Source organism: Sphingomonas sp., assembly GCF_019242355.1.
Lineage (GTDB): Bacteria > Pseudomonadota > Alphaproteobacteria > Sphingomonadales > Sphingomonadaceae > Sphingomicrobium.
Genome location: NZ_JAFAVR010000073.1, coordinates 1 through 9,263, shown reverse-complemented (window position 1 = coordinate 9,263; position 9,263 = coordinate 1). Strand labels below are relative to the sequence as shown.

Sequence of the window (9,263 nt, the reverse complement as noted above, 5' to 3'; positions counted from 1 at the left end):
ACGAGCTGTCGCGCGTGCCCGGGGTCGGCGACGTCAACGTATTCGGCTCATCCTATGCAATGCGCATCTGGCTCGATCCGCACAAGCTGGCGAGCTACCAGCTCGACCCGGGCGACGTCGTCACGGCCATACAGAACCAGAATACCGAAGTCGCGGCCGGCGAGATCGGCGGAATGCCGCAACCCGAAGGCCAGATGCTCAATGCCACGGTAACCGCTCAATCACGCCTCCAGACGCCGGAGCAGTTCCGCAACATCATCGTCAAGGCCGACCCGAACGGCGCCCGAGTGCTGCTCAGCGACGTTGCGCGGGTCGAGCTCGGCGCAGAGAATTACTCCGCCGTCATCCGCGCCAACGGCCACCCCGGCGCTGGCATCGGCATCTCGCTCGAGCCGGGCGCGAATGCCCTCTCGACCGCCAACCTGGTCAAGGCGAAGGTCGAGCAGTTCGCTCCGCAAATGCCGCAGGGCTACGCCTACGCCTACGCCAACGACACCAGCGACTTCATCAAGCTGTCAGTCAAGGAGGTCGTGAAGACGCTGCTCGAAGCGATCGTGCTGGTCGTCATTGTGATGTTCGTCTTCCTGCAGAGCTGGCGGGCGACCCTGATTCCATTCATCGCGGTACCGGTCGTGCTGCTCGGCACGTTCGGGCTACTCTACCTGCTCGGTTTCTCGATCAACACCATGACCCTGTTCGGACTCGTGCTGGCGACCGGGCTTCTCGTCGACGATGCGATCGTCGTCGTCGAAAACGTCGAGCGGCTGATGGATGAGAATCCCGAGATGACCCCGCGCGAGGCGACCATTGTGTCCATGGGACAGATCCAGATGGCACTGGTCGGGATCGCCCTGGTGCTGACCGCCGTGTTCCTGCCGATGGTCTTCTTCGGCGGCTCGACGGGCGTCATCTACCGACAGTTCTCGGCGACCATCGTCTCGGCGATGGCGCTTTCGGTGTTCATTGCGCTGACGCTGAGCCCGGCAATCGCGGCCAACCTTCTTAAACGCGGTCACGGTACCGTCGAGGATAGCTGGATGGGCCGCCGGATGCCCCGCGTCGCTCACTCGATCGAGCGGGGCCGGGTAAAGTTCAACGAGAGCTTCGACCGATTGATCCACTGGTATGTCGGGACCGTCGTGCGGGTCGTCGACCGCAAGTGGCTGTTCCTTGCGATCTTCGCCGCGGTCTGCGCCCTGCTCGTCATTATGTTCATGCGCTTGCCGACCGGTTTCCTGCCGACCGAGGACCAGGGCGCGGCGATGGTCCAGTTCCGGCTCCCGGCCGGAGCGACGACGACGCGTACCGTCGAGGTCCAGCGCGCGGTCGAGAATTATTTCCTTCACGGCCCCGAATCCAAGAACGTGAAGACCTATTTCACGGTCGCGGGTGGAGGCCAGGGCGCGAGCGGACAGAACAGCGGCCAGGCCTATGTGAACCTCGCGGACTATGACAAGCGCAAGGGCTCCCAGAACGCCGCCGACGCTATCGTCCAGCGCGCATCCGGAGCCTTCCGTGGGCTCCGAGACGCGCAGGTGTTCGCGCTTGTGCCGGGCGCAATCCGAGGGCTCGGCCAGTCGACCGGCTTCACCATGGAGTTGCTCAACGAAGGTGGAATGAGCCAGCAGGATTTCGAGGATGCGCGCGATCGCCTCCTCGCCGCCGCCAACGGGGACCCGAAGCTCGCCTCCGTCCGCCTGACCGAGCTTCCCGACGTCGCCAGCCTCAACATCAACATGGACCAGCAGCGGATCGCGTCGCTCGGCCTGAGCACCGGGGACGTCAACAGCACCATCTCGACCGCCTGGGGCGGCCGCTATGTTAACGACTTCATCGACCGTGGGCGGGTCAAACGAGTCTATGTTCAGGGCGACGCGCCGTTCCGGTCGCAGCCATCGGACATCGATCAATGGTCGGTGCGCAACACCCAGGGCGGGATGGTCCCCTTTTCGTCCTTCGCCCAGACCTCGTGGAAGACGACGCCCACCAGCCTGTCGCGCTTCCTCGGTTACCCCTCCTATGAAATCTCCGGGCAGGGCGCGCCGGGCGTCAGCTCCGGTACCGCAATGGACGAAATCACGAAGCTCGCGGCGCAGATTCCGGGCGTTACCGTCGCCTGGGCGGGCCAGTCCTACCAGGAACGGCTGTCGTCGGGCCAGGCGCCCTTGCTCTATGGCGTGTCATTGCTGGTCATCTTCCTGTGCCTCGCGGCCCTCTACGAAAGCTGGTCGATCCCGCTGGCGGTACTTCTGATCGTCCCGATCGGCCTTGTTGGCGCAATCTTCGCCGTGACCCTGCGAGGGCTACAAAACGACGTCTACCTGCAGATCGGCCTCCTCACCACGATGGGCCTCGCGTCGAAGAACGCAATCCTGATGAACGAATTCGCGGAACGCGCGGAGAAGGAAGGGAAAAGGGTCATCGACGCCGCCGTAGAGGCCGCCCGTATCCGGTTGCGACCGATCCTGATGACCAGCTTCGCCTTCATCTTCGGCGTGATGCCGCTCGCCATCTCGACCGGGGCCGGCGCAAACAGCCGGATCGCGATCGGGACCTCGGTGATTGGCGGAATGCTGACCGCGACCCTTCTTGCGATCTTCTACATTCCATTGTTCTTCGTGCTGGTCCGCCGAAGCGCCCGTGACGGCATCGCCAAGCTGCGAGAGCGCCTGCGGAGCCGCCGCCAGCGGGAGGCGGAGGCGTGAAGCGCGCCGCCAGCCTGATCGCGCTGCTTGCGACATCGTGCACGTCGTTGGAGCCCGCTTATGTCCGGCCGGATCCCGCGGTGCCGGCATCCTGGCCGACCGGCCATCCTTATCTCCAGGCGGTCGAGGCGTCGCTCCCCGCCGTGCGCTATACCGACATCTTCACCGATCCGCGGCTTCAAACGCTGATCGGTCAGGCGTTGCTCAACAACCGGGACCTGATGGTGGCCGCGGCCAACATCGCGGAAGCGCGCGAGCAATATCGCATCCAGCGCGCCCAGCAGTTCCCCCAGCTCGATGCCAGCGCCGGAGCGACCGCCACCGGCACTCGCAGCAACGGAGGTAGCGGCGGGAACGGGAACGGCAACGGCAACGGCGGCGCGTCCGGCAACAGCGGCTCGGGATCGGGGGTCGCGGCGAATTACAACCTTGGAGTCAGCGTCCCCAGCTTCGAGCTCGACCTGTTCGGCCGCTTGCGGTCGCTCACCCATTCACAGCTCGAGCAATTTTTCGCGACCGAAGAGGCGGCCCGAGCGACACGCCTGACCCTGGTGGCCGAGATCGCGACCGCGTGGCTGACCCATGCGTCCGACGAAAGCCTGCTCAAAATCGCCCAGCAGACCGCGGCCAGCGCCCAGAGGAGCGTTCAACTGACGCGCCTTCGGCTCAATGGCGGCATTGCACCGCGCACCGACCTCAGCCAGGCCGAGCAGATCCTCGATCAGGCGCAGGCCGACCTTGCCCGCCAGCGCACGCTGGTCGCGCAGGACGTCAACGCCCTCCAGCTACTGGTTGGCGCGCCAATTGCGCCGGGACTTCTCGCCGGGTCGATCGACGAGGCCTTCGGGACGGTGGTGCCCCTTCCCGCCGGCGTCAGCTCCTATGTGCTTCTCCGCCGCCCGGACGTCCTTCAGTCGGAATATCAGCTGCGGGCCGCCAATGCCGAGATTGGCGCCGCGCGCGCAGCCCTGTTCCCGAAGATCAGTCTGACCGGTCTGCTCGGCCTGGCCAGCAGCGCCCTCACCAGCCTGATCAGCGGCGGCGCATTCGGCTGGAGCGCTGGCGCCAACGCGGGTTACACAATCTTCCAAGGCGGCGCGGGTCGCGCCAACGTTCGCTTGACGGAGGCGCAGAGAGCGGCCGCGATTGCGACTTACCAGCGGTCCATCCAGACCGCATTCCGCGAGGTTGCGGACGCGCTCGCTCGGCGCGGCACCCTCAACGAAGAGCTTGCCTCCCGCCAGCGCCAGCAAGCCGCGGCCGGAGACGCCTATTTGCTGACCGAGGCGCGCTATCGCGCCGGCGTCGATCCGTTCCTTAACGTTCTCGATTCCCAACGCTCCTATTATGCGGCGCAGCAGACACTGGTTCAGATGAAACTGACCGCCGCGGAAAATCTGGTCACGCTTTATCAGGCGCTGGGCGGCGATTCACTGCTCGATCCGTCGCCGGTGAAGCCGCAGGACCGACTGTTCGGCTAGCGCACGACCACATAAGGATCGGGCGGCGCTGGCTTTGCTCCAATGACGCCAAGCTGACTGGCGAACGTCAGGCAGGCACCTGCCGCGATTGCAAGCCCATAGGGGATGTTCCTGCTGACTGGCTTTCCCGCGTTGCCCGCGCGGAGGGGTCGCGCCGCGATGAAGCCGAGCGCAAGCACGCCCCCGGCAACCAGTGTCGCGACGAGCAGCCAGACTGCCGCGCCGAAATTCACCCATAGACCAAGGCAGGCGAGCAACTTGACGTCGCCGCCCCCCATCTTACCCGCCGCGAACAGGGGAGTGCCAAGGGCGAGCACGGCCACGAACACCAGGGCGTTCTGCCACAGGGATAGGGGAAAACCGTGCGCCCCCATTGCAACGACGGCGGCAAGCAGCACCACGAGGCAGGTCACGTTGGAGATCCTGAAGCGCATGGCGTCCTCGATCGCCGCCGCTACGATCGCGGCGAGAAGGACGATCATGAGCCAGAGCGGCGAGCCCGTGATCAGGTTCACTCTGAACGCTCCGCGGCGTCCAGATTGTCGGCAGCGCGCTCATACCAGCTGCCGCTGGCTTCCAGGGCTTGGGTGAAGGCTGCCACCGCCTTCTTGCGGTCACCGAGGATTGCCGAAGCTACTCCGGCATCGTTCAACCGGACCGCCCAGTCCCGAGCGCTCTCGCCGACCTTTCGTTGCGGCAGGTCCGTGGCCAGTGCAGCCCTGGCCAGCTCGAGATTGTTGGCGGCACGCGACAGACCCGGGTCCGCCGCGAGCGCCTGTTCAAAGAAAGGCTCGGCAGCCTTCCAGTCGCCGCGCAGGAGCTGCGACCAGCCGCGATTGTTCGCTATCTCGGCCCGGCCAGGCGCCAGCGCCGACGCACGCGCAAATGAATCGTCCGCCGCCGCCCAATCGCCCGTCTTGTCAGCGAGCACGCCGCGAGCATTCCACGCGCGCCAGGACGCGTTCGATGCCGCTGTCGCGCAGCCAATAAGGCGCGAGGCTGCCGCTGTGTCCCCGAGCTGAAGCGCGGCGATCCCCGCATGCTCGCAGAGATAGGTGTCGTTCGGACTGGCGGCGAGCAGCTGCTGATAGCGCGCTCTCGCCTCGGCGAAGTGCGCCGACGCGAAATCCGTGTCTGCGACCAGTCGGTCGATCTGCGGACCTCTGACGCCGAGCGCAACCATGTTCGCGATCATCGTGCGCGCCTGATCGATCCGACGAGAGTCGATCGCATGGGCGACGTCGGCAAGCGTCGGCGGCGCGGTCGGCGACGCCGACGGTCTTGGCGCGCTCGCCGGCTGAGCGCGCGCCGTTTCCGGCGTACCTGCCGGACCGAGGGCCGCCGCCAGCAGCAGCGCAGCGATCATCCGCGAGCCGACGCTCCCCTGCCCGCCCTTGCGTCCCGGCCGAGAAGCACGACGATCTGCTGGCCCTGTCTCGATAGCCCGGGCCGGAATCCGAACTGGGCGGCGAGGCTACGCCCGGCCGCTTCGCGATCGCGCGGATAAAGGACGATGCTGCTTGCGCGGACGCTATAGGCATCTCCAATTTCGACCCGCCGCCAGCCACGCTCGACTAAATAGTCGCGGGTGCGTGCGGCGAGACCCTGCACTCGGGCAGCATTCAGCAGGCGGACCATCGGGCGAGCGGCGCCATCGTCCAGAGCGACCCAGTGGACCGTCACGCTCTGCGCGGTTCGCGCGACGACTTGCGGCCGCCACGCAGGCTCGCTGCCGGTCAGCAGCGCAACCTCACCCGGCGATAGCCGCTGCAGCCTGGGACCGTCGGGCGCGGCAGCGGCCTCGACAACCTGCAGCGGCTCCGCGCGAGCCGTCGGGAGGGCGATCGTGATGCTGGTTGCCGCCATGGCAAGGTCTGGCGACGGTGGCGGGCTTGCGGGCGATCCGCTCGCCTCCGCCGCTTCGCTTCGGAGCTCAGCCGCCTGGGCGCGATCGCCCTGCGCCTCCGCGGAGGCCGCAAAGGCGGTCAGAACCGTTGGATTGCGCGGGGCGACGGCAAGCGCCGCCTCGTAATATTGCCGCGAAAGGTCCGATCGTCCCATCGCGTCGTAGCAGGCGGCGAGCCCATTCATCGCGTCGATATCGTTCGGTTGGTCGCGGAGGGCGGCGTGGAAGGCCTCGATCGCGAGCCCGACATTGCCGAGCGCAAGTTGCCCGCGCGCCTCGGCGACGCGCTCGCTCCCCACGCCCAGCTTGCTTGCCGGGTCGGCGATCGCGCGCACCTGCACCTGGCTGTCCTTCGCCGCGCACCCGGCTAGGGCCCCGACCATTGCCGCGAATGCAATCCCCGTTCCCAGACGCATCGTCATCCTCCCCCGTGAAGTGCCGGAACCACCGCGCGAACGACCCGGATTGCCGCCGGCAGCATCAGCACGCCGATCATGCACGGCAGCATGCAAGCAACCAGCGGGATCGAGATCAGCACCGGCAGGCGGTGCGCCTTCTCCTCGGCGCGCATGCGGCGGCGCTCGCGCATCTCGGACGCATAGACCCGCAGCGTCTGCGCAATCGACGAGCCAAGCTTGGTCGACTGGATGAGCAAGGTCGCGAAGGCGCGAATCTCGTCAGCACCCGATCGCTGCGCGAGCCGCCGCAGCGTGTCCTCGTAACTCCGGCCGGCGCGAAGCTCGAGCACGACCGACGCAAACTGTTGCGACAGCAGCGGGTGCGAAGTGGTCATCTCCATTCCAACGCGTGCGAATGCCGCTTCGAGGCCGAGGCCGGCTTCGACGCAGACCAGCATCAGGTCGAGTGCATCCGGAAAGGCATTGATCAATTCGCGCTGGCGCCGGTCGGCCCGCGCGCGCACGTAAAGGTTCGGCAGGTAGAGACCAAGCGTCGCGGGGATGATCAGCATCAGGTAGAGCTTGAAGAGGCTCGGCGTCGAATGGGTCAGCCAGAACAGGGTGAAGATCAGCACCGGAAGTCCGATGACGAGCACCAACCGTACGAGAGTGTACACCCGCGGCGCGTAGGGAGCGCTGAACCCAGCCGCGATCATTCTTTGGCGAAGCGCGTCGTCTTTCGTGTCGCCAAGGCTCAACCCGGACTTCTCGATGGAATTGACGAGGTTCAGCCAGACGCTCTCGACACTTTCGGCACGCAGCGATCCGGTGATCTGCGAGCTTCCGGTGACGGCGGGGCCGTCCTGTATGAGACGGCGGCGCGTTTGCTGGCGTATCGCGAACCCTCGGGCCCCGAAGAAGGTCGCCACGGCGACCCCGGCGAAGACAAGCGCCAGCAGCAGGAGGCGAAGGACAGTGTTCTCGGCGATGATCTCGAACATGCGTCAGACCTTGAGGTCCACCATCTTTCGGATGGTGAAGAAGCCAATGAGGTAGAGGACGAGCAGGCAACTGAAGCCAGGAATGAACCAGGGGTCCGCCGCAACGTCCAGAAAGAAGCTGGGATTGATCAGGAACAGCAGGCAGAAAGTGAAGATCGGCAGCACGGTCAGGATGATCGCGGTCATCCGCCCCTCGCTCGACAGCGCTCGGACCTTCAGCATCATCGACTGCCGCTCGCGAATGATCTTCGACAGATTCTCGAGAATCTCGGCGAGGTTGCCGCCTGTCTCCGTCTGCACCGACAGCGATACGACGAACATCCGCATGTCCTCGAGGTCCCAGCGGTCGGCCATGCTCTGCAAGGCATCGCGGAGCTCGGCACCATAGGTTACCTCGTCGACGACGAGCCCGAACTGAGAGCCAATGGGGTCGGGCATCTCGACGGTGAGCAAGTCGAGCGCGGCGGCGATTGGGTGGCCCGCGCGGAGGCCACGGACGAAAACGTCGAGCGCGACCGGGAACTGATCCTGGATCTTCTTGCGGTTGCGGTTCGCCCGGGCGCTCAGGACCATCAGTGGGAGCGCCGCTCCAATCGCGTACGCGAATGTCGCGCTGATGAGAATTCGGCCGAAGCCGATCGCCATGTGCGACACCGCCATGAACAGTGTCAGCAGGAAGAAAATCGCGATGGGCGCGACGAGGAGGATCAGCATCAGACGCGGCGTGTCGAGCGTGACCTGTGCCTGCATCAGCATCCGCTCGAGGCTGCGCGCCCAACCTTCGATGACCGGCGGAAGCCCGTTCGGGATCGCCGACCGGGTTCGACGCAACAGATTCATGGTTTCCCCATGGCTGCGTCCACGGCCGATCATCCCGAGCCGCAGGTTGATCGCCTTCGCGCCGGCACGATTGTTGGCGAACCACCGCACAGCCACTTCCACCGCAAGCACCACCGCCGCAAAGATGCAGACGAGGATCAGCGCCCTGATGGAGGTCGGGGTCATGCTTCGAACTTCGCGTCGGGTCGGAACAGGTCGGGCGAGAGGGAAATGCCGTGCGCGACCGCCTGCTCGACGAAGCGAGGCCGAATGCCGGTCGCTTCGAAGCGGCCCAGAATTTGGCCGTCATTGCTTCGGCCGGTCTGACGGAAGCGGAAGATTTCCTGCATTGTGATCACGTCCCCTTCCATGCCCGTGATCTCGGACAGGCTGACCAGCCGACGCCGGCCGTCCGCGAGCCGCTGCACCTGCACGACGACATTGATCGCTGAGGCAACCTGCGCCCGCGACGAACGGATCGGAATGTCGATGCCGCTCATGCCGATCATCTGCTCGACCCGCGACAGGGCATCGCGCGGGCTGTTCGCGTGAACGGTGGTCATCGATCCATCATGTCCGGTATTCATTGCCTGCAGCATGTCGAATGCCTCGCCGGCGCGGACCTCGCCGACGATAATCCGGTCGGGCCGCATGCGAAGCGCATTCTTGACCAGTTCGCGCTGAGTGATTTCTCCCCTTCCTTCGATATTCGGCGGCCGCGTCTCCAGTCGCGCGATATGCTCTTGCCGAAGCTGCAGCTCCGCCGAATCCTCGATCGTGACGATGCGCTCGCGGTTGTCGATATATTCCGACATCGCGTTCAGCAGGGTCGTCTTACCCGAACCGGTCCCCCCGGAAATCAGCACGTTACGGCGGCAGGCAACGACCGCGCGCAGCACCTCGGCAACCTGGGACGGGATGCTGCCGATCTCGACCAGCCTGTCCATGCCGAT

8 protein-coding genes are annotated in these 9,263 nt (G+C 65.7%); 2 read left to right on the top strand and 6 right to left on the bottom strand.

The genetic code is table 11. The features are described from left to right. Both JOZ79_RS03500 and JOZ79_RS03495 read left to right on the top strand, forming a co-directional pair. Nucleotides 1-2,705 (top strand): efflux RND transporter permease subunit (locus JOZ79_RS03500; protein ID WP_294070630.1); only part of this gene is annotated, 2,705 nt, incomplete at its 5' end. Continuing rightward, complete coding sequence (locus tag JOZ79_RS03495; RefSeq protein ID WP_294070627.1) at nt 2,702-4,186, top strand: efflux transporter outer membrane subunit; 1,485 nt, start codon at nt 2,702-2,704, stop codon at nt 4,184-4,186. The genes JOZ79_RS03500 and JOZ79_RS03495, both read left to right, overlap by 4 nt. On the opposite strand, the gene JOZ79_RS03490 is transcribed toward JOZ79_RS03495, so the two are convergent. From JOZ79_RS03490 to JOZ79_RS03465, 6 genes are all read right to left on the bottom strand, one after another. After that, a complete protein-coding gene (locus tag JOZ79_RS03490; protein WP_294070624.1) occupies nt 4,183-4,701 on the bottom strand; it encodes a prepilin peptidase in 519 nt (172 codons plus the stop codon). The two genes, JOZ79_RS03495 and JOZ79_RS03490, sit on opposite strands and share 4 nt — an antisense overlap. Beyond that, on the bottom strand, nt 4,698-5,552 hold the full coding sequence (locus tag JOZ79_RS03485; RefSeq protein ID WP_294070621.1) for a hypothetical protein: 855 nt from the start codon (nt 5,550-5,552) through the stop codon (nt 4,698-4,700). Before JOZ79_RS03485 ends, JOZ79_RS03490 begins: the two co-directional genes overlap by 4 nt. After that, nucleotides 5,549-6,508 (bottom strand): LytR C-terminal domain-containing protein, encoded by a 960-nt coding sequence (locus JOZ79_RS03480; protein WP_294070618.1) that lies wholly within the window; start codon nt 6,506-6,508, stop codon nt 5,549-5,551. The genes JOZ79_RS03485 and JOZ79_RS03480 overlap by 4 nt, the downstream gene beginning before the upstream one ends. A gap of 2 nt (nt 6,509-6,510) precedes the next feature. After that, entirely contained in the window at nt 6,511-7,491 is a 981-nt protein-coding gene (locus JOZ79_RS03475; RefSeq protein ID WP_294070615.1) for a type II secretion system F family protein, read from the bottom strand. Nucleotides 7,492-7,494: 3 nt separating this feature from the next. Beyond that, nucleotides 7,495-8,496: a type II secretion system F family protein gene (locus tag JOZ79_RS03470; protein ID WP_294070612.1), complete on the bottom strand. Its 1,002-nt coding sequence runs from the start codon at nt 8,494-8,496 to the stop codon at nt 7,495-7,497. Continuing rightward, nucleotides 8,493-9,263 (bottom strand): ATPase, T2SS/T4P/T4SS family (locus tag JOZ79_RS03465; protein WP_294070609.1); only part of this gene is annotated, 771 nt, incomplete at its 5' end. The genes JOZ79_RS03465 and JOZ79_RS03470, both read right to left, overlap by 4 nt.

What these genes read in the sequence shown, in the direction of transcription:
- JOZ79_RS03480 (WP_294070618.1), bottom strand. Translation starts at nt 6,508, where the DNA reads ATGCGTCTGGGAACGGGGATTGCATTCGCGGCAATGGTCGGGGCCCTA.
- JOZ79_RS03470 (WP_294070612.1), bottom strand. Translation starts at nt 8,496, where the DNA reads ATGACCCCGACCTCCATCAGGGCGCTGATCCTCGTCTGCATCTTTGCG.
- JOZ79_RS03475 (WP_294070615.1), bottom strand. Translation starts at nt 7,491, where the DNA reads ATGTTCGAGATCATCGCCGAGAACACTGTCCTTCGCCTCCTGCTGCTG.
- JOZ79_RS03485 (WP_294070621.1), bottom strand. Translation starts at nt 5,552, where the DNA reads ATGATCGCTGCGCTGCTGCTGGCGGCGGCCCTCGGTCCGGCAGGTACG.